This is a genomic window from Metabacillus litoralis (genome assembly GCF_003667825.1).
Lineage (GTDB): Bacteria > Bacillota > Bacilli > Bacillales > Bacillaceae > Metabacillus > Metabacillus litoralis_B.
In genome coordinates, this window is the sequence record NZ_CP033043.1 from 1,256,063 (window position 1) to 1,275,926 (window position 19,864).

20 protein-coding genes are annotated in these 19,864 nt (G+C 35.7%); 15 read left to right on the forward strand and 5 right to left on the reverse strand.

Features of this window, described 5'->3' with window-relative positions:
- The first annotated feature begins 2 nt into the window (after nt 1–2).
- From D9842_RS05995 to D9842_RS06005, 3 genes are read left to right on the forward strand one after another with little or no spacing between them, the layout of a single operon-like run.
- The gene (locus tag D9842_RS05995) at nt 3–281 is read left to right on the forward strand and encodes an energy-coupling factor ABC transporter substrate-binding protein (protein ID WP_121661718.1); all 279 of its coding nucleotides are present in this window, start codon (nt 3–5) and stop codon (nt 279–281) included.
- Between the two features lie 10 nt (nt 282–291).
- Nucleotides 292–1,068: a cobalt ECF transporter T component CbiQ gene (gene cbiQ, locus D9842_RS06000; protein ID WP_121661719.1), complete on the forward strand. Its 777-nt coding sequence runs from the start codon at nt 292–294 to the stop codon at nt 1,066–1,068.
- Between the two features lie 28 nt (nt 1,069–1,096).
- Complete coding sequence (locus D9842_RS06005) at nt 1,097–1,954, forward strand: energy-coupling factor ABC transporter ATP-binding protein (protein ID WP_121661720.1); 858 nt, start codon at nt 1,097–1,099, stop codon at nt 1,952–1,954.
- 12 nt (nt 1,955–1,966) lie between these two features.
- On the opposite strand, the gene D9842_RS06010 is transcribed toward D9842_RS06005, so the two are convergent.
- Nucleotides 1,967–2,155 carry a hypothetical protein gene (locus D9842_RS06010; protein WP_121661721.1) on the reverse strand — a complete coding sequence of 63 codons (189 nt, stop codon included), beginning with the start codon at nt 2,153–2,155 and terminating at the stop codon, nt 1,967–1,969.
- 339 nt (nt 2,156–2,494) lie between these two features.
- Between D9842_RS06010 and D9842_RS06015 the strand changes: the two genes are divergently transcribed.
- The 10 genes from D9842_RS06015 (at nt 2,495) to D9842_RS06055 (ending at nt 10,803) form a co-directional block, all read left to right on the forward strand.
- On the forward strand, nt 2,495–3,772 hold the full coding sequence (locus D9842_RS06015) for a M48 family metallopeptidase (protein WP_121661722.1): 1,278 nt from the start codon (nt 2,495–2,497) through the stop codon (nt 3,770–3,772).
- 163 nt (nt 3,773–3,935) lie between these two features.
- The gene (locus D9842_RS06020; protein WP_306821504.1) at nt 3,936–5,498 is read left to right on the forward strand and encodes a spore germination protein; all 1,563 of its coding nucleotides are present in this window, start codon (nt 3,936–3,938) and stop codon (nt 5,496–5,498) included.
- Nucleotides 5,495–6,598 (forward strand): GerAB/ArcD/ProY family transporter, encoded by a 1,104-nt coding sequence (locus D9842_RS06025; RefSeq protein ID WP_121661723.1) that lies wholly within the window; start codon nt 5,495–5,497, stop codon nt 6,596–6,598. The genes D9842_RS06020 and D9842_RS06025 overlap by 4 nt, the downstream gene beginning before the upstream one ends.
- Nucleotides 6,591–7,742 carry a Ger(x)C family spore germination protein gene (locus D9842_RS06030; protein WP_121661724.1) on the forward strand — a complete coding sequence of 384 codons (1,152 nt, stop codon included), beginning with the start codon at nt 6,591–6,593 and terminating at the stop codon, nt 7,740–7,742. The genes D9842_RS06025 and D9842_RS06030 overlap by 8 nt, the downstream gene beginning before the upstream one ends.
- 11 nt (nt 7,743–7,753) lie before the next feature.
- Nucleotides 7,754–7,906 carry a hypothetical protein gene (locus D9842_RS25695; RefSeq protein ID WP_162987320.1) on the forward strand — a complete coding sequence of 51 codons (153 nt, stop codon included), beginning with the start codon at nt 7,754–7,756 and terminating at the stop codon, nt 7,904–7,906.
- A gap of 143 nt (nt 7,907–8,049) precedes the next feature.
- Entirely contained in the window at nt 8,050–8,334 is a 285-nt protein-coding gene (locus D9842_RS06035) for a DUF3219 family protein (protein WP_121661725.1), read from the forward strand.
- 2 nt (nt 8,335–8,336) lie between these two features.
- Nucleotides 8,337–9,326 carry an LLM class flavin-dependent oxidoreductase gene (locus tag D9842_RS06040; RefSeq protein WP_121661726.1) on the forward strand — a complete coding sequence of 330 codons (990 nt, stop codon included), beginning with the start codon at nt 8,337–8,339 and terminating at the stop codon, nt 9,324–9,326.
- Nucleotides 9,327–9,475: 149 nt separating this feature from the next.
- A complete protein-coding gene (locus tag D9842_RS06045; RefSeq protein ID WP_162987321.1) occupies nt 9,476–9,964 on the forward strand; it encodes an acyltransferase family protein in 489 nt (162 codons plus the stop codon).
- Entirely contained in the window at nt 9,918–10,502 is a 585-nt protein-coding gene (locus tag D9842_RS06050) for a hypothetical protein (RefSeq protein ID WP_162987322.1), read from the forward strand. Before D9842_RS06045 ends, D9842_RS06050 begins: the two co-directional genes overlap by 47 nt.
- A 73-nt stretch (nt 10,503–10,575) precedes the next feature.
- Nucleotides 10,576–10,803: a hypothetical protein gene (locus tag D9842_RS06055; protein WP_121661729.1), complete on the forward strand. Its 228-nt coding sequence runs from the start codon at nt 10,576–10,578 to the stop codon at nt 10,801–10,803.
- Between the two features lie 904 nt (nt 10,804–11,707).
- Here D9842_RS06055 and D9842_RS06060 read toward each other — a convergent pair.
- The 3 genes from D9842_RS06060 to D9842_RS06070 form a co-directional block, all read right to left on the reverse strand.
- Complete coding sequence (locus D9842_RS06060) at nt 11,708–12,280, reverse strand: NUDIX domain-containing protein (RefSeq protein WP_232273456.1); 573 nt, start codon at nt 12,278–12,280, stop codon at nt 11,708–11,710.
- Nucleotides 12,281–12,392: 112 nt separating this feature from the next.
- Nucleotides 12,393–13,646 carry an L-lactate MFS transporter gene (locus D9842_RS06065; RefSeq protein ID WP_121661731.1) on the reverse strand — a complete coding sequence of 418 codons (1,254 nt, stop codon included), beginning with the start codon at nt 13,644–13,646 and terminating at the stop codon, nt 12,393–12,395.
- Nucleotides 13,647–13,993: 347 nt separating this feature from the next.
- Nucleotides 13,994–14,686 carry a DsbA family oxidoreductase gene (locus D9842_RS06070; RefSeq protein ID WP_121661732.1) on the reverse strand — a complete coding sequence of 231 codons (693 nt, stop codon included), beginning with the start codon at nt 14,684–14,686 and terminating at the stop codon, nt 13,994–13,996.
- Nucleotides 14,687–14,852: 166 nt separating this feature from the next.
- On the opposite strand from D9842_RS06070, the gene D9842_RS06075 reads away from it, so the two are divergent.
- Together D9842_RS06075 and D9842_RS06080 are read left to right on the forward strand one after the other, a co-directional pair.
- Entirely contained in the window at nt 14,853–18,026 is a 3,174-nt protein-coding gene (locus D9842_RS06075) for a DEAD/DEAH box helicase (RefSeq protein ID WP_121661733.1), read from the forward strand.
- Between the two features lie 202 nt (nt 18,027–18,228).
- Nucleotides 18,229–19,386, forward strand: coding sequence for an alpha/beta hydrolase (locus D9842_RS06080; RefSeq protein WP_121661734.1), 1,158 nt, complete (start codon nt 18,229–18,231; stop codon nt 19,384–19,386).
- A 37-nt stretch (nt 19,387–19,423) separates the two neighbouring features.
- On the opposite strand, the gene D9842_RS06085 is transcribed toward D9842_RS06080, so the two are convergent.
- Nucleotides 19,424–19,717, reverse strand: a complete 294-nt coding sequence (locus D9842_RS06085) for a Dabb family protein (RefSeq protein ID WP_121661735.1) — start codon at nt 19,715–19,717, stop codon at nt 19,424–19,426.
- Nucleotides 19,718–19,864 lie beyond the last annotated feature (147 nt).

The window sequence follows — 19,864 nt, forward strand, 5'->3', positions numbered from 1 at the left end:
CGATGAAAAATTTATTGCTATTTTTACTTGTTATTTTATTAGCTATTTTCCCTTTGTTCCTTCAAAAGGATGCGGAGTTTGGCGGAGCAGATGGTCAAGCAGAAGAAATGATTGGGGAATTGGCACCATCGTATGAGCCTTGGTTTTCATCGATTTGGGAACCTCCAAGTGGTGAAATTGAAAGCTTGCTTTTCTCTTTACAAGCTGCAGCAGGTGCTATTTTTATCGGTTATGTGATCGGCTTTGGACGAGCTAGAAAAAAATACTCGTCAAAAGATTAAAGGAGCTTGAATGTTAAAAATTGATCAGTACGCCTATATAAATGGTCTGAAACACGTTCACCCAGCTGAGAAAGTAGCGTTTGCGTTTGTTTTTTTGCTTTTTACGATCATCACGAAAAATAAAAGCATTGCTTGTCTCACATTTTTTATCATGAGCATTAGTGTTGTTTTTGCAGCTAAAATACCGTTATCTCAATATATAAAGCTTTTACTTTTACCATCTATGTTTTTGCTAACAAGTATGATGACGATTGTGATTTCAGTTACTTCAATAAACAGTAATGTAAATCCACTTTGGCAAATAGAAATAGGATCTTGGTCGATCTATACTAGCTTAGCGAATTTGAAACAAGCCTTTGATCTAGGTACAACCGTGATAGCTAGTATTAGTTGTTTATACTTTCTTATTCTAACTACCTCGATTAACCAGATTCTGTGGGTATTAAAACAATTAAAGCTTCCAATCTTATTCATTGAACTAGTTGGAATGACGTACAGATTTATCTTCGTGCTTTTAGATAAAATGCATGAAATTTTTCTTGCGCAGTCAAGTAGGCTAGGCTATCAAAATCATAAGGACTGGATCACATCAGTAGCACAATTAATTGTTAGTCTTTTTATAAAATCCTCTCAATCTGCAAAAGAGTTGCAAACAGCGATTGAAAGTCGTGGTGGTGAAGAGGGATTATATGATATTGAAATAGGAATAGCTATTAACCGGTCTCGATGTGCCAGGATTTTGGTGGTTGTGGTGGGGCTTTTCACTATTTCAATTTTAACAAGATAAATCTTAGTTCGCAGAAATGAGGTGCCCTATGAAATCACCACTCGTTACATTAGAACATGTTTCATATCAATATGGGGACGGAACAATGGCTTTAAACGATATCAACTTGTCAATTGAGCAAGGTAAAAAAATAGCTTTAATAGGAAATAACGGGGCAGGTAAATCAACCCTATTTCTACTCCTCAATGGTATTATTAAGCCTTCAAAAGGTACCATCACGTTTAAAGGGAAAAAAATCACCTATAATCGAAAAGAAATCAAACAACTTCGTCAACGTGTTGGCATAGTCTTTCAAAATCCCGATTCCCAGCTTTTTTCATCAAGTGTATATGATGACATTATGTTCGGTCCGAAAAATTTAGGATTACCACTAGACCTTGTGAAGCAAAAGGTGCAAGAAGTGATGAGACTAACAGAAACAGAATCACTTAAAGACAAACCACCACATTTTCTCAGCATTGGTCAAAAAAAGCGAGTCTCAATTGCTGGTGTGATGGCAATGGAGCCAGAGCTTATGATCTTAGATGAACCAACAGCTGGACTGGATCCATATTACTCCAGAAAAATAATGGAATTACTTGGAACTCTTCATAGCCCAGATCGAACAATTATCCTGTCTACACATAATGTAGATCTTGCTTATGAATGGGCAGATGAGGTCATTGTGTTACATGATGGAGAGATTCTGTGTCAAGGAGCACCATATGATGTGTTTCAACAAATAAACGTTCTTCAGAAAAGTCACTTAGAAAAGCCGTGGGTGATGGAGGTTTATGAAAAACTACTTGAAACGACAGGCGTAGCCTCAACTACTTATCCTTCAACAAAAGCAGAATTCTTTGAAATGATGAATAAATTGTTAGGTAACAACCCCCCCTCCAAATAAGAGGGGGTTTATTTATTTCTTTCCGAAAACAAATAAAATGCCATGAAAAATTAAAACAAATGAGAAAAACAAAACTGTAAGTTCGCCTAAAAATATAACCAATTGACTAAGCGCAGCTAAAGGCTCACTTAAAGGTACATTAATTAAAGCAAAACCTGCAATCATACAAGCTAAAAATAAAAAAGGATGTCGATCAAACACCTAAAGCACTCCTTTTTGTAAATTTATAAGAAATTGGTTACCAAAAAACGGAAAACATTCATCTTAATAGTGCAATTATTCTTATCAAATTCAATAATTAGCAAAATTCGTTTTTTGATTGAAAAGCAATTATGGTGAATTTACTCATTGTAAAAAGATATAATTTATCCTTTTCTATATCATATTTTTAATCTTACAGATTGTTCATAAATATTTAGGGGTGAAGCCATAAAGAAAAATTAGTGATTATACAATTTTGTCTTTTGTTCATTCTATTCATTAAGCCATTTATTTGGGAATGATAATGATAACAGTAGACAATATAAAGGAGTTTTAAAAATGGAATCCAACTATTCTTTAGTACACAAACATGAAGACACGATGTTTATTCTTTGTGTACTTTCAACGTTTTTTTTAGCCATTTATTTATTACTATCTATTGTGGGGATTATTATCTTTTTGGCCATCGCGGTACTATCCATTTTTTCGCACATCATATCTATGTCACATATCCAACTTAATGGTGTAAGGCTAAGAGAATCTCAATTTCCTGAATTGTATCAAAAGGTTAGTCACTTAGTTAACAAAATGGAAATGGAAACTGTACCAGAGGTATATATCGTTGAATCAGGTGGTCTTTTGAATGCTTTTGCCACAAAAGTGCTAGCGATTTCAGGGAAAAACATGATTGTGTTATATTCTGATTTTGTTGATATTGCAGAAGAAGCAGAGGATTTTGATATTGATTATGTGATTGCACACGAACTTGCCCATCTAAAACGAAATCATGTGGTGAAAAGTGCATTTCTTTCACTAAGCATGTGGATTCCTTTTATCGGAACAGGTTATTTAAGATCGGCAGAATATATATGTGACCGAATGGCTGCTTATTATACAGAAAAACCTGAAAGTGCGATAAATGGCTTATTGGTATTAGCTGCTGGCAGGCGTTTATATAATAAGGTGAATGTAGAGGATTATTTAAAGCAATATAATGAAAAAAGGGGTTTTTTCACAACGTTAACTGAATTGCTTTCAACACATCCACCTCTTTCGAAACGGATTTACGAAATTGAAACTTTTTCTGAAAGAGAGCCAAGCATCACCTTACTTAGCCGCACGAAAATGGCTATCATCATTATGATCATTGTTTTTCTATTAATCCCAATTGCAATTGCAGGTGGAGCTGTTGGTGCAACATTGTTGGCAGCTAAATTCAATTTCCTTAGTGATGTGTATCCGTCTGAATATAGTCCACTTATGCAAGCAATTATCGATGATGATATGGAAGAAGTACAATCACTTTTAGAAGATGGTGCTGATCCAAATGAGGTGAATGAGTATGGAGAAAATCCTTTAATTGTTGCTATTTCATACGAAAGACATGACTATATACCATTCCTTGTAGAAGCCGGTGCTGATCCAAATCTTCAGGATGATTATGGCTGGACTCCATTAATACAAGCTGTCATGATGGAAGATGTAGAATCAGGAAGATTATTACTAGAAGCTGGTGCTGATCCAGCACTCGAAGATGTTGATGGACTTACAGCAATCGATCATGCTACTGACTTGGGATACACAAAATTTGTTGAGCTTTTAACACAGTATAAATAAGTTTTAAAAAAGAGCTGGGTGACAGCTCTTTTTATTTTTTCGAAGCACTTCATCATAGTTGTTAAAATATTTTGTAACTAATCCCCATATGAATAGTCTCTTTCCAGTTGGTTATAAATAATCAGATAGAAACCACTTTCTGACTTAAAAAGAGGTGTTTTACTTGTTTGGTTTTTTAAGGAGAAAAGCTCAGTTCCAACAGCAGCAATACTTCAAAGAAAAGAAGGAGACTGATGGTCCTAAGCCGGAACTGGTTTCTGATTTGGAGACAAACATAAAACAAATTCAAGAATTGATGGATTCTCCAAACGATTTAATCGTTAGAAGGTTATCATTCGGGAATAAAGGGCTTTGTCTTATATACTTTGATGGTCTTGCTGACAAGGAAACGATCAATCATTATATTATTCGTACCATACAATCCGAGCTTAAAGATGCTGAGATTGATCAACATTCAACTGAGAAGCTTCTAGAAAAGTTTGAGAACGAGATAGTAGCTATTCCTGAAGTAAAGGTGACAAACACGCTAGATGATGTAAGCTTAGCGATTCTTTCAGGAGATACTGCTCTAATGATTGATTCAGAAGAAAAAGTCTTGCTGATTGGAACAAAAGGATGGGAAAGCCGTAGCATTTCAGAGCCTGTTACAGAAGCATTAGTACGTGGACCAAGAGATGGGTTTACAGAAAATATACAAACGAATATTGTTCATCTAAGAAGAAGGATAAAAGATCCTAACTTACATTTTGAATCATTTAAAGTAGGAAGACGTTCAAAAAAGGACCTTATTATATCATATGTAGCAGGAATTGTTCATCCTAACATTGTGAAAGAAATACGAAGGCGCATTCAATCTATTGATATTGATGATGTTCTTGAATCAGGTTATGTTGAACAATGGATTGAGGATGATTTTTTATCTCCTTTTCCTCAAATTCAAAATACGGAAAGGCCTGATAAAGTTGCCGCTGCAATTCTACAGGGAAAGGTCGCTATTTTTTTAGATGGAACACCATTTGTCCTGTTGGCGCCAATTACGTTTGCAGAAACCCTTCAATCACCAGAGGATTATTATGAACGCTGGTATATTGGCTCATTAATAAGAGGATTAAGATATTTATGTGCGTTTATTGCTTTATTTTTACCAAGCTTATACGTTGCTTTAGTTTCTTTTCACCCTGGAATGATTCCATCTAAGCTTGCCTTTTCCATTTCTTCGACTAGAGATGGAGTTCCATTTCCCTCGTTGATAGAGGCGCTTTTTATGGAAATAACAATGGAAATCTTACGTGAGGCTGGTATTCGACTTCCAAAGCCAATTGGACAAACAGTAGGTATTGTTGGTGGGTTGGTTATTGGTGAAGCTGCCGTTAGTGCTGGTATTGTAAGTCCGATCATGGTGATTGTGGTAGCAGTTACAGCTATCTCTACCTTTGCCATCCCATTTTATTCGTTTGCTATTACAATTAGGATGCTTCGCTTTTTCTTCTTAATTGTAGCTGGCTTTTTTGGGTTCTATGGGATTATTTTGGCTTATATTATGATCAACATCCATATGGCGAACTTAAAATCTGTGGGTGTCCCATATACAACACCTTTTGCACCAACATTTTACAGTGATTGGAAAGATCTCGTGTTTCGTGCACCTCTTACTTTCTTCAAGAAACGACCACATTATTTGGAACCAGAAGACGAGAGTCGTATGAAAAAGGAGGAAGGCCAATGAAAACTGTAGAATATGCTGACCAAGAAATAGACGGGAAGGAATTGGCTTTCATCATTTCCTCAATGATTATAGGAATTGGAGTCCTGACCTTGCCACGCCTCGTAGCAACACACACAAAAGGATTAGATGGTTTGGTTTCTATCCTATCTAGTGGAGGTTTTTTCCTGTTTTTTGGGTGGCTGTTAGCTAAAAGTATTTCAAAGTTTCCGAAAAAATCGTTTTTTGAGTATACAACGGATATGATGACGAAACCGATTGCGTTGGGATTAACCTCTATACTGGCCCTCGCATTTCTATTTACTTGTTCATTAGAAACAAGAGTGATTGCCAATATTTCTAAGCTTTATATGTTTGATCAAACACCAATTGAGGCCATTGCACTAACTTTTCTGTTAGTTGTCATTTATTGTGTTTCTGGCTCAAGAGTTGCTTTATTAAGGCTAAATTTAATGTTTTTACCAATCGTACTTACGGTCACATTAGTTGTTCAGTTTTCGAATATTTCATTGTTTCAGCTTAGTAATATTCAACCATTTTTTACAACGTCACTAAATGGGTATTGGCAAGGTGCACAAGAAACGATTTTTTCTTTTGTTGGTTACACCATTATCCTTGTTTATATATCCCTTTTAAAGTCACCTAAAGACGCACCCAGAATGACGATGGTTGGAATAGGTATTCCGATTCTACTGTATCTGGTGATCTATGTGATTACAATTGGGGTTTTTGGAAATTTAGCTACCTCTGAAATCATTTATCCGACAATAGAAATTGCTAAAGAGATTGAAGCACCTGGAGGGTTTATTGAAAGATTTGAGTCCATTTTTTTTACCGTTTGGATTATGACTGTATTTAATACTTGTTCAATGGCTTTTGATATTAGCATCCATTTGCTGCACTCTATTACAAAATTAAAAAGGAAAACGATTATACTTATCTTATCACCGCTTATTTATTATGTTGCCATAACACCGGAGAATGCATATCAAATTCAGCTGCTAGGAAAAATACTTGCTGGTATTGGTTTTTTCTATGGAGTTATTTTTCCAGTTTTATTTTTTTGCCTAACAAAAATAAGGAAGGTTATTCAACATGCATAATTGTAAGGTCCTTGTCGTTTTCCTTATTTTACTACTTTGTAGTGGGTGTTGGGATGCAATTGAAATAGAGCAGCGTGGTTTTGTAATTGGTGCAGGAATCGATTTAAATGAAGAAAATAACGAAATGCCTCTCAAATTAACTCAACAATTTGTCATCCCTTCTGCAATAGGTATGAACGCAGATAGTGATCCAGCTTTTCAAAATATTGTTTCGTCAGGGAATACCATGTTTGAAACAGTTAGACGAGTGGCTGCTAGAACAAGTCGATCTCCTTACTATGAGCACATTAAGCTCATTGTTTTTTCAGAGCAGGTAGCAAAATCAGATTACTTTCCTGATGTACTGGACTATTTTCTCCGGTACCCAGAAATGCGAAGAGGAACTCAAGTGATGATAACACCAGAGAATGCGCTAGATATTCTAGAAGTGAGACCTGCAAATGAAAAATTACCAACCATGTATATTCAATCCATTTCTAAAAATAACTATAAAAATGCAAGAATGATCCCACCAACAAGAATTGGTGATTTACATGAAAAATTGCTTGATCATGAAAGCTTCATGGTACAGATGATCAAAAAAATAAATGAGGAAGAAGTAAAAATAGCAGGTCATGCTGTATTCAACGGAAGTTCAGATAAACTGGTTGGCTTTATTGGGGAAGAAGCTACGGAAGGTGTGAATTTTATAACAGGCGAGATAGAAGGTGGACTTTTAGAAGCAAAGGTTGATGATGATATTGTTGTTTATGAATTGGAAGAGGTTCAAGCTGATATAACGCCTACATTTAATAGCCCTGATGATATTAGCTTTAAGGTAAATATTAAAACATCAGGTTCAATTCCCGAAACTTATAAATCGTTCGACTTATTAAATGATGAGGAATTAGAACATACTGAGCAAGCAATTGAAAAAAGAATATATGAATTTACTGAAATAGCCATTAATGAAATTCAACAAGAACTACAAACGGATATTTTTAAATTTGGGGAAAAATTGAGTGTGAAATATCCTGATGAATGGGAGAAAATCAAGGAAAAATGGGATTATGGAGAAAATTGTTTTAAAGATGCCAAAATTGAAGTGACTGTTAACTCAGTAATTAGTAAAAGCGGAGCAATAAATCGATCAACATTACAATGATGGAGGGGAAAATGAAAGATTTTTTTCAGCTTTTAATACCAACTGTCAGTGAATTGTTTTGCATGTTTTTAGCGTTTTTTATCCCTTTTGTTCTTTATCGGATCAGCGGAAAGCTTTATGAGGTTGGCAATCCAAGTTGGAAGCATAAAGAAGAAAATGAATAAGGGAGAAACCTTGTAAAGGTATTCTTTACAAGGTTTTCTCTGTTGAATTAGTTTCTAAGCGTTCTTAAAGATTATTTAGGCATTATATTTTCCATCTTTTGCTTATCATTATATGATGGGAATAGAGATAGGAGGCAAGACGAATGGTTAAAGAAATTTATCTTAATAACAAGTTACTTAAACTAAATAGTTACAAAGAAGAAATACTACAAAATTTAATTAGCATTTCAATCGAATTTTTCGTAACTAGTGAAGAATATCATGAAATCACAACATTACTTTATGAAAACAATTTTCTTGTGGAAGTTCCTGAGAAAGAGCATTCTTTTCAGGCAATGATTACGAACTATTCAACTTCATTAACGAATCTTTATGAAAAAGGTCAAGTAGCAACTTTTTCATTACGTTTACTTGAGGTAAAGGGGTAATGATGAAGTTAAGCATATTAGATCAATCTCCTATTTCATCAAATCAAACCGCTCAAGAGGCGTTAAACGAATCATTAAGGCTTGCCCAGGTAGCGGAAGAATTAGGGTATACACGTTATTGGATTGCAGAGCATCATGATTTACCAGGGCTTGCTTGTTCAGTACCAGAAGTGATGTTAAGCTACATTGGGGCAGGCACAAGTAAAATAAGAATTGGCTCAGGAGCTGTATTATTACCTTATTACAGACCATATAAAGTGGCTGAAACGTACAACATGCTATCAACATTGTTTCCAAATCGAATAGATATCGGTATAGGACGAGCGCCAGGTGGTTCCGCCGAAGCAACAAATGCATTATCGGATACCTTTTTAAAGCAAGTGTGGGACATGCCGAAAGCTGTTGAAGAACTTCTTCATTTTATTGAACGAGATTTTCCTCAAGATCATCCTTATTCTAAAATCTCTGCTGCTCCAGTCCCAGCCATTGCTCCTGAAGTTTGGCTTCTTGGTACAAGTAAGAAAAGCGCCCAATTAGCTGCAGAAAATGGAATGAGTTACGCATTTGGGCACTTCATGAGTGAAAATAACGGGAAAGAAATCATTACACAATATTTAGATGCGTTTGAATCAAAGAAGTCAGAAAAGCACCCCTATGTCATCTTAACCGTATCAGTGATTTGTGCAGAAACAACTGAGCGAGCTGAAGAAATCGCCCTAAGTTCATTCATATGGGGGATACAGCAAGCAAAAGGTGAAGGACAACAGGGAATACCTTCTATTGAAGACGCAAAAAATTATGAACTTACTGAAGATGAAAAACAGTCTCTTGAAAAGAGAAAGCAAAAATCAATTATCGGTGATCCTATAACCGTTAAACAAAAACTAGATGAATTAAAAAAGAATTATCACGTGGATGAAATCATGATTGTAACGATCACTCATTCCCCAGAAGATCGTCTTCAATCATACCGCCTACTTGCTAATATTTAATTTTATTTTTTTAGAAAAGTGCGTTTCAATTAGCGCACTTTTTTTATTTTGGTAGAAACTTTTTTTAACTAAATACAGTCTTATCTTTGAGGAATATTTTATATAAAATAGAAATGACTGGTAACGTTAAAAAAGAAAGCAGGTACTATATGGGGAAAAGATTATACTATTTAGATTATTTAAGAGTTATTTTAACAGTCGTTGTTATTATTCATCATACTGCGATTGCATATGGAGCAGGCGGGGATTGGATTTATAAAGTTGTTGATGATGATGAGTTAACAATTTCTATGATTGTATTAACTCTTTTTACAGCTGTGAATCAAGCTTATTTTATGGGCTTTTTCTTCTTCATTTCGGGTTATTTTACACCTAGTTCATATGACCGAAAAGGAGCTTCCTCTTTTTTAAAGGAACGCTTTATCCGTCTTGGCATTCCATTGCTTTTTTATGTGTTTATATTAGGTCCTGTTATTACCTATTATGCTCATTTCCATGAAACGATGTCTCTATCAACCTACTATATGAAAGAAGTATTTACCTTCCACACGATACATTTTGCTGAAAATAAATCCACCAACGTCACTACGTTTGTTCCTTACAGCTATCCCGCTAGGAATAACAGCATTTATTGTTAGACTTGTTTATCCTGTTGGTGAGAGTTTCTTAGGATTACAATTTGGTTATTTTCCTTCCTATATTTTGTTGTTTATTGTGGGGATTATCGCTAAGCGCCATAATTGGTTGGAGTTAATAAATAAGAAAGTTGTGAAAAGATGGCAATTGATCTCTATTATAACGATTCCCGTTTTACCAATTGCTTTAATTGCAAATGGTGCTTTGGATGGTGGTCTACAATTTGAAGGTGGTATTAATGTTCAAGCGCTTATTTATGCATTATGGGAACCTTTTGTTGCAATTGGTTTTATTTTAGGATTTCTAGCTTATTTTAAAGAACATGTTAACAAACCAAGTTCTTTTAAAAATAACTTAGCACAAGCAGCATATACCGTTTATATTATTCATCCGGCAATCATTGTTGGACTGAGTTTATTATTTCATGGAACCTTTTATCCAATGATTGAATGGATCATTGTGAGCTGTATAGCCATCATTCTTTGCTTTTTTATTAGTAGCCTCATTATTAAAATTCCCGGTATGAAAAAGATTTTATAGGGGATTTTTTTTGAATAATACTTAAGATCTAGTCAAATCTATAAATATGATCATAAAAAAGGAGTCTATAATTATGAAGGAATTTGAAATAGAGCATATGATTATTGATGATGGATTTGACGGAGAAGAATGTGTAACAGCAGATTTTACACATAGCAATAAAGAATACAGCATTACGTTTAAAAAATCTGACCTTGAACTAATCAATGCATGGGTATTTGAAAACGAAACATCATTGCCGGCAAACTTATCAGACAATTTGATTGAATCATTGAGAGATGAGGTAAGAAAACAAATATAGTTGGGTTCAGTAGAATTAGCGGGCTTCGTAAATGGTCATTATTTTTTGGTTTCAGCTGCTATATTATCGGTTTATACCTTATATTGGATCTAACGAATGGTTTTAGCCTGCTTTTCATGCCAAAGCATACGCATTTCTTATTTGCGTATGCTATTTTTACGTTTTAACTAAAAAATGATACATAAATTGGAGAAATTACAATATTTAGCGCTAATACGATGAGTTTTTACCTAATTCTGGATCTAACGAATGATTTTATCCTGCTTTTCATGCCAAAGCATACGCATCTCTTATTTGCGTATGCATTTTTTACTTTGTAACTAAAAAAGAATGCATAAATGGAAACTATTACAAAATTAAGACGCTATTACTATAATTTTTACCTAATTCTGGATCTAGCGAATGATTTTATCCTACTTATCAATGCCAAAGCATACGCATCTCTTATTTGCGTATGCTATTTTTACGTTTTGACTAAAAAATGATACATAAATGGGGGAAATTACAATATTTAGCGCTAATACGATGAGTTTTTACCTAATTCTGGATCTAACGAATGGTTTTATCCTACTTATCAATGCCAAAGCATACGCATCTCTTATTTGCGTATGCATTTTTTACTTTGTAACTAAAAAAGAATGCACAAATGGAAACTATTACAAAATTAAGACGCTATTACTATAATTTTTACCTAATTCTGGATCTAGCGAATGATTTTACCCTGCTTACCTTTACCAAGGCATACGCATTCCATTTTCGAATGCTAATTTCACTTGATAACAAAAAAACGATACCGTGAAATTTTTTATAACATTAAGTTTAAACAAAAAACAACCTGCATTTAGCAATATATTTTAAAAAAATTGCAATAGAAAAGCACATCTATTCTTAAATAAATGCTAATTTAATTAGAACTATTAATTTTATACAAAATATGATCGTTCATCTGTGTGTGTAAATCCTTAAAGAGACCTGTTTTTTCTTCTTCATAAGCTATGTTAATTAACCATTTTGTAAAAGGTGCAACATTCATTGTTTCAATTTCATCTAAGCTGTAAAATCCGGCTTCATCGGATTCAATTCCATCAGGCGTAGGGGTTCCATCTATATAGTCCATCGCAAATGCTACGTATATATTATGAACTTGACGGGGAAGATCCCGAATTGCAACGATTCTGTTTACCTTTGCTTTTATTCCAGCTTCTTCTTCAACTTCCCGCTCAACGGTTTCTTCAATTGATTCTAACTGCTCAATATACCCACCAGGATTTGTCCAATATCCTTTCCCAGGATCATGGGCTCGTTTGACAAGCAGAAACTTTCCATCTTTCATAACTAATCCACCAACGCCAATGCTGTAATTCCCCCAAAACACATAATCACAGCTTATACATGCTTTTCTTTCAACTCCATCGATCGAACGCATCTCTAGAGGTGACCCACATTTCATACAATAGTTGACTGACACTGTAACCATCCTTATCTAATATTAGAGTCTTCTTGAAATATTCTACATAGGATGATGTACTTCCTTTTTTAACAAGACAAAAAAGGAGCAGGTTCATTTAAAACCTAGCTCCTTTCGAATTTTATGCGACTTGTTTCTTCTGGGCTTCTTTCACCTTCTTTATATCTAAGCGAAGAAGAAGGGAAACGATAAAGGCAAGAAGAATGAGAGCGGAAAAAACATAGAACACAGGAATATAGCTATTTGTTGTTTCTCTTATACCTGAAACAAGCATAGGTCCGAATACTCCACCTAATGACCATGTTGTTAATAAGTATCCATGAATCGCACCAAGTTGTTTTGTCCCAAATAAGTCACCGATAAAGGCAGGAAGGTTAGAGAAGCCGCCTCCATAACAACTCACAACTAATAAAATTAAAGCTTGAAATATTAACGCATTTGTTATTGTAGGAAGAAGGGTAAACGCCACAATTTGAATGACAAAGAAAATGACGAAAACAATAGGTCGCCCTAAGAAGTCTGAAGCAGCAGCCCAACCAAGTCTGCCTCCACCGTTAAAGATCCCCATAATGCCAACCATCGCAGCTGCTGCTCCTGCTGAAAGGCCAACTACTTCCTGCGCCATTGGTGATGCGACAGAAATCATCATAATGCCTGCACTTGTGTTAATTAACATCATAATCCAAAGCATCCAAAAACGTTTTGTTTTAACCGCTTCTTTCGCGGTTAATTGTTGAAGATCTTCTTTTATTTCTTTTTTACCTGAAGCAACATCTTTTTTCATTCCTTCAGGCATCCAGCCTTCAGGAGGTGGAGCGATGTAAGAAGCACCAATTACCATTAACACAAAATAACAAACACCGAGTACATAAAATGTAGAAGGGATCCCTATTGATACAATGAGATCTGCAGCTACAGGGGCTGTTATTAAAGCACCAGAACCAAACCCAAGTACAGCCATTCCTGTAGCTAAACCTCTTCGATCTGGAAACCATTTTACTAAGGTAGAAACAGGAGAGATATAGCCAATACCTAAGCCTAAGCCACTAGCAACTCCATAAGTTAATAAGAAAAGGGGGAGAGATTCAATGCTTACGGCAAATCCTGAACCAATTTGTCCTAAACCAAATAACACTGCTGCCACAATCGCGGATTTACGTGGACCATTTTTTTCTACAAAGCTACCAAATAAAGCAGCAGAGGAGCCTGCAAGCGCCATCATAATGGTAAAGGCAATAGCTGCTTCTGTTGCGGACCAGCCTAACGTTTCACTTAACGGATTTTTATAGACACTATAAGCATAAGCTGCCCCAATAGAAATATGAATAGCGATAGCAGAGAGGGCGATTAACCATCTATTTTTTGTTGTCTTCATGTACATTTCTCCTTTACGAGTAAGATAGTTAGGGCGAAAACATAAAAACATAGATGTGAAAACAAAGGTGAGGAGCTCGACATAAAAGTCGAATCTTGTAAGCGATTACAATTATGACTATCAAAAAGATTCAGAAATGAAACAGGGTGTTAATGATTCCTTTCAACTATCATAACAAAATTTTTCTATTCTTCCAATCTTTAGATAGGTTATCACCTATTATACAATATTATGAAAATATTTAAACTGTTATAACACAAAAAAATATTCGGAATTTGTCAATTCCTGCGCTTGCCTAGGAAATAATGAAAGCGCGTTCTGTAAATTAGAACACGCTCTTCATCTTTCTAAATCTCACAAGAATCATCTGTGCATGTAGCATCTCTATTATTATTTAAACTAATAAAAGGCCCATCTTGCTCGTTAATTTGGTTGATTGCTTCAATAAATGTTTCTACTGGTTGTGCACCGCTTATGGCATATTTTCGGTTAATTAAGAAAAAGGGAACACCTTGAATCCCTAGCTGTTGTGCCTCTTGTTCATCACTACGCACAGCATCAGTCATTTCGTCGCTATTTAGTAAGTTTGTTACTTTTTCACGATTTAATCCAATTTCAACTGCTAAATCGATCAAAGTAGAATGATCACCGATATGCTTAGATTCTGTAAAGAAAGCATGTAGTATTCTCTCAGCCATTTCATTCATAAGGCCTTGTGTTTTTGCGAACATCGTTAAACGATGTGCATCAAATGTATTTGTTAGTTTCATCGTATCGAACTGATAATCTAAACCAGACTCTCTTGCCATCTCTTCCATATTGTTGCAATTAAGCTTTGCTTGCTCAAGACTCATCCCATATTTCTTTGCTAGCTTTTCATAAATACTATCAGAAATGTCTCGTTCTGCAGTAGGATCTAATTCAAAACAGCGATAAACTACTTCAACCTTAAGATCTACCTGTTTTATTGCTTCTTCAAGTCGTCTTTTTCCAATATAACAAAACGGACAAGCATAATCTGTCCACATTTCAATCAACATGTGAAATCCCTCCAGTTGTATTCGTTTTTAGTATACTAATTCAATCTTTAAATAAAAAATAAAATGCCTCAGCTGTTGTTGATGTTTTTAGAATTACCCAACTCTACGAAAAACATGGTAAACTGTAAGTCGAATTTATTTTACTCTCTAGGAAGGAGCCGGACATATGAAGGCAAAAATAACTCATCAATTAATTAAGGATATGTGTGGCGTTACGTCCTTCAAGAGAGGTAATGCATTTTTTCTTGCAAATAAAGTAAAAATTGAGGATTATGACGAGCATACATGTCAGGCTATTGTCGAAGGAACAGAAAATTTCAATGTTACAATCTCAGAAATGGACAAGGGAGGCATTCAATCAACATGCTCTTGCCCAAAGCTAGCTTCTTTCGATAAAGACTGTCAGCATATCGCTGCGGTTTTATTATACCTTTACGATCAACAGAGAAACGGAAATTCATTACAAAAACCTGATGATACGATGACAAAAGATTTGTTTTCTCTTTTTAGCCATCAGCCGATCCGTTCCAGCAGTCATCAGCGACATTTTGAAAATAGACAGGTTATCGAAGCGGAATTTATATGTAAGCCTGTTACAGACGAAAATGGAGTAAACTTGCTCGGTATTGAAGTGAAATTAAACTCATTTTTAATAGAAGATTTATTTGGATTTTTAGAGCATTTACAAGCAGGAAAATCAATTCAACTATCTAGTTCCTTTCTATTTGATGCAACCTATCATTGTTTTCAACGAGAAGATGATGAAGTATTTCAACAAATGATTGGAATTATGTTAGATAAAAAAGCTGATAAAACAATCGGATCACATACACATACAAGTATGTTGCTTATTCCACCCACTTCATGGAAAAAAATGCTAACATCCTTACTAGCAGCACCTCAAGTCAAGTTAGTGTATAAAGAGACGAGGTTTAATGGGATACATGTAACGAAAGAATCGCTTCCTTTACAATTCAACTTTGATAAAACCACCGGTTATGAGTTAGAAATGAAAGGTCTTGATAAGATTGTGATTTTTCATTCCTATCAAACCGTTTTATATAATGGTAAGTTCATTCAATTAGACAATGACGATTTTAAGCGTTTATTCGAGCTAAATCAAATGTTGAAGAAAACACGAACGTCTTCCATACCGATTCAACACGAACAGGTTGGTTTTTTTCTAGAAAAGGTGGTACCTGGTTTGAAAAGACTGGGGAAAGTGAATATAGCTGAAGCCATTAGTCGCCAACTAGTCAAAACCCCATTAGTAGCTAAGCTTTATTTGGATCGAATTAAAAACCGTTTACTTGCAGGGCTTGAGTTTCACTATGAAAATATGATGATCAATCCTTTAGAAGGCCGGGATCTTCCGAAAGGATACATTCTTTTGAGAGATATAGAAATAGAAGAGGAAATCCTAAGTTTAATGGAAGAAAGCTCTTTCTCCAAAACAGATGGAGGCTATTATCTGCATAACGAAGAGCTAGAATATGATTTTCTCTATTATCAAATGCCTAAGCTGCAAAAGCTTTGTCAAACTTATGCAACAACAGCTGTTAGGATGCGAATTTTCAGAGAAAATGTGAAGCCGCAGATTCGAATTAAAGTAAAAAAGGAACGAACAAACTGGCTTGAATTTAAGTTCGAAATGGACGGCATCGCTGAAAAAGAAATAAAAGAGGTTTTAGTAGCTCTAGAGGAAAAACGAAAGTACTATCGATTGCGAGATGGCTCATTACTTTCATTAGAAACAAAAGAGTTTGAGGAAATTCAGCGGTTTCTTCATACTTCTCTCGTACAGGATAAAGATTTGTATAATGGATTAGATCTTCCTATTGAAAAAAGTCTTCAGCTTCTTGATGTTGTCGAGGGCAGTGAGTCTTTTTATGTAGAAGAGTCATTTAGACAGTTTCTTAATACAATCCATCATCCCGGCAGCCTAGACTTTCCAATTCCAGATCACTTAGATTCTATTTTAAAAGATTATCAAAAAATCGGTTTTAAATGGATGAAAACTCTTGCTACTTTCGGATTTGGCGGCATATTAGCAGACGATATGGGGCTAGGTAAAACATTGCAAAGCATCACGTTTATTTCTTCAGAGCTTCAAACCATTCGTCAGGAAAAACGTCCAGTGCTAATCGTATGTCCTTCCTCACTAACCTATAATTGGTTGAGCGAATTTATGAAATTCACACCAGGTATTAAGACGCTTATTATGGATGGGGCGAAATCAGAACGTGCTAAACGACAAAATGAAGCATGTGATACTGATGTGATTATTACATCTTATCCACTTTTACGTAAGGATATTAAATGGTATGAAAAACAAACATTTCATTCGATCTTTTTCGATGAAGCTCAAGCCTTTAAAAATCCATTAACACAAACTGCCCGGGCCGTTAAAAAGTTGCAGGCGAATCACCGGTTTGCATTAACAGGAACCCCAGTCGAAAATTCACTAGAAGAGCTATGGTCGATTTTTCACGTTGTTTTTCCTGAATTATTTCTCGGGTTAAAAGAATACAGTCAGCTTACAAAAGCAACAATTTCTCGGCGAATTCAGCCATTTTTGCTTAGAAGAATGAAGGAAGACGTGTTACCTGAGTTTCCTGAAAAAGTAGAATTAACGGATTCAGTTGAATTACTTCCTGAACAGAAAAAGCTTTACGCAGCCTATTTAGCAAAACTAAGACATGATACACTGAAACATCTTGATAAAGAAACAATTAGGAAAAACCGAATTAGAATACTAGCCGGTTTAACTCGTTTACGCCAAATTTGCTGTCATCCTCGCTTATTCGTTGATAGCTATAAGGGGAGTTCAGCTAAGTTTGAGCAGCTTATGCAAATCATAGAGGAATCCAGACTTTCCGGCAGAAGGGTATTAATTTTCTCTCAATTCACTAGAATGCTTGAGCTGATTGGTAGAGAGCTAACGATAAGAGGACTACCGTACTTTTATCTTGATGGACAAACTCCCTCTGAAGATAGAGTAGAGATCTGCAACCGTTATAATGACGGGGAACGAGATTATTTTCTTATTTCATTAAAAGCCGGAGGAACAGGCCTGAATTTAATGAGTGCCGACACCGTTATTTTGTATGACACATGGTGGAATCCAGCTGTTGAGGAACAAGCTGCTGACCGTGCCCACCGAATCGGCCAAAAAAACTCCGTCCAAGTCATTAAGCTCGTAGCAAAAGGAACAATCGAAGAAAAAATCAATGAACTCCAAGACAAAAAGCGTGACCTCATTGAAGAAATCATTAAATCTGACGGTCAGAAGGGAACGATGCTGACGGAGGAGGATATTAGGGAGATATTGATGTTGTGAGGTGAAGGGGTTTTTTTGGTGCCTGTCACTACCCGATATTTGTCGAGATTCGTCGTTACGAAAAAAGGGCTGTCCATCTCAACAGCCCTTTTTCACTTGCTGAATATTCCTTAAATTGGTTTGTTCCTTACATCCTTCTATCAATTATACTAATATATAAGTCTATTTAATAAAAAGGAGGGTACGCTACAAAAGCATCAACATGAAAAAACGTCTTAGAAAAATCTTTCTATCATTTGTAGTGTTCCTTCTATTATGCTGTATAGGTGTTATAGGAGCTGTTGAATATTGGAGTCATACAGAAGCAGGGAAGGTACCTGCAAAAACAGCTGTCCTTCTTCATGCTGTTGATCAAAGACTAGTCACATCAGATATGAAAGCACCTAAAATATTCTCAAGCTCTGGTAGTCCAAGCTATACTCGTACAACAACATCCATCCCTATGTCAGACGGGGAGAAGATCCCAATCAGAATTTATCAACCTAAAAAGGGCGGACCACATCCCATTATTATTTACTACCATGGCGGTGCTTTTTTAGAAGGGTACGGAAACATTAACACACACGATAATATTGTCCGTGCGCTCGCTGCGAACACACAAAACGTTGTAATCTCAGTCGGATACAGATTAGCCCCCACTCATCCTTTCCCAACCGCTACGGAGGATAGCTATGAAGCATTGCTTTGGGCTGTTCAACACGCAAGTTCTTTTAATGGAGATCCTAGTAAAATTGCAGTTGCAGGTGACAGTGCCGGAGGAAATCTAGCAACAGTTGTGACGATGATGGCACGTGACCGAAACGGTCCATCCATTACCTCACAAGCGCTTTTTTACCCGTTAACCACATTTCAAGATGTTGCTTTTTCATCAAGAAGTTTATATGATAGCGGCTACTATTTAATTTCAAGGAGTGTAATGGAAAAGGCGCGGAAAAACTATACACCAGAGGAAAATATGTGGTCAAATCCTTATACATCACCTCTTGAAGCTCAAAATCTTCATGATCTTCCTCCTGCATTCATTATTACAGCAGAATTTGATCCGCTTAGAGATGAAGGAGAAGCATACGGGAAAGTGTTAGCAGCAAATGGAACACCAGTCAATGCGGTTAGGTATAATGGTGTGATGCATGGATTTGTTTCATTTTACGAGGTTATGAATCGCGGGAAAGATGCGCTTGATGAAGCATCAGCTTATTTAACGGAATCGTTTCAACAGCAACCGAAGTATCAAGCCTATCAGCTAGATATCTATGACAATCAACCAGCATTAGAAAGCTTACAGGACAGAGGAGAGGCCTATGCAATCGGAGGATATTTACTCGGAAAACAGGCTATTTCCAAGCTTTCTTCCTGGTAAGAAAAAATGACACACCGTTAAAAGTGTGTCATTTTTATTAGATTTCAAAATCAACGACAATTAGATCCGTTAAACCAATCTCCTTTAGAAACGCAACAGCTTCCTGATGCTTTTCATGTGGTCCATATTGTTCAAGAGCTTGCTTATCCTCAAAACGTACCGTTAAACCTAATTCAAATCCCTGACTTCTGTCAGAAAAATTTACCCCTGCTTGAATATCAACAATCCCGCTAATTTCATTCTTAAGAGATGTTAATTTTTGAATCGCTTCGTTTTGTTGTTCGACTGTTGTTGAATCATTAAATTTGAAGATAACGATATGCTCTACCATGAAAATTCCTCCAAGAACTATTCTTATTTTCGTACGAGTATATTATTGCACAATTTGAAAGATAGGGACAAACAAAATACATGAGAAGAAGAAAGAACTTTTCATTCTATTTATAAAGGATTAATTGGAAGTACATAGAAATGAATA

Bases quoted from the DNA above. Each gene is read 5' to 3' on its own strand.
- D9842_RS05995 (WP_121661718.1), top strand. From the start codon at position 3: ATGAAAAATTTATTGCTATTTTTACTTGTTATTTTATTAGCTATTTTC.
- cbiQ (WP_121661719.1), top strand. From the start codon at position 292: ATGTTAAAAATTGATCAGTACGCCTATATAAATGGTCTGAAACACGTT.
- D9842_RS06005 (WP_121661720.1), top strand. From the start codon at position 1,097: ATGAAATCACCACTCGTTACATTAGAACATGTTTCATATCAATATGGG.
- D9842_RS06015 (WP_121661722.1), top strand. From the start codon at position 2,495: ATGGAATCCAACTATTCTTTAGTACACAAACATGAAGACACGATGTTT.
- D9842_RS06025 (WP_121661723.1), top strand. From the start codon at position 5,495: ATGAAAACTGTAGAATATGCTGACCAAGAAATAGACGGGAAGGAATTG.
- D9842_RS06030 (WP_121661724.1), top strand. From the start codon at position 6,591: ATGCATAATTGTAAGGTCCTTGTCGTTTTCCTTATTTTACTACTTTGT.
- D9842_RS25695 (WP_162987320.1), top strand. From the start codon at position 7,754: ATGAAAGATTTTTTTCAGCTTTTAATACCAACTGTCAGTGAATTGTTT.
- D9842_RS06035 (WP_121661725.1), top strand. From the start codon at position 8,050: ATGGTTAAAGAAATTTATCTTAATAACAAGTTACTTAAACTAAATAGT.
- D9842_RS06040 (WP_121661726.1), top strand. From the start codon at position 8,337: ATGAAGTTAAGCATATTAGATCAATCTCCTATTTCATCAAATCAAACC.
- D9842_RS06045 (WP_162987321.1), top strand. From the start codon at position 9,476: ATGGGGAAAAGATTATACTATTTAGATTATTTAAGAGTTATTTTAACA.
- D9842_RS06055 (WP_121661729.1), top strand. From the start codon at position 10,576: ATGAAGGAATTTGAAATAGAGCATATGATTATTGATGATGGATTTGAC.
- D9842_RS06060 (WP_232273456.1), bottom strand. From the start codon at position 12,280: ATGGTTACAGTGTCAGTCAACTATTGTATGAAATGTGGGTCACCTCTA.
- D9842_RS06065 (WP_121661731.1), bottom strand. From the start codon at position 13,646: ATGAAGACAACAAAAAATAGATGGTTAATCGCCCTCTCTGCTATCGCT.
- D9842_RS06070 (WP_121661732.1), bottom strand. From the start codon at position 14,686: ATGTTGATTGAAATGTGGACAGATTATGCTTGTCCGTTTTGTTATATT.
- D9842_RS06075 (WP_121661733.1), top strand. From the start codon at position 14,853: ATGAAGGCAAAAATAACTCATCAATTAATTAAGGATATGTGTGGCGTT.
- D9842_RS06080 (WP_121661734.1), top strand. From the start codon at position 18,229: ATGAAAAAACGTCTTAGAAAAATCTTTCTATCATTTGTAGTGTTCCTT.
- D9842_RS06085 (WP_121661735.1), bottom strand. From the start codon at position 19,717: ATGGTAGAGCATATCGTTATCTTCAAATTTAATGATTCAACAACAGTC.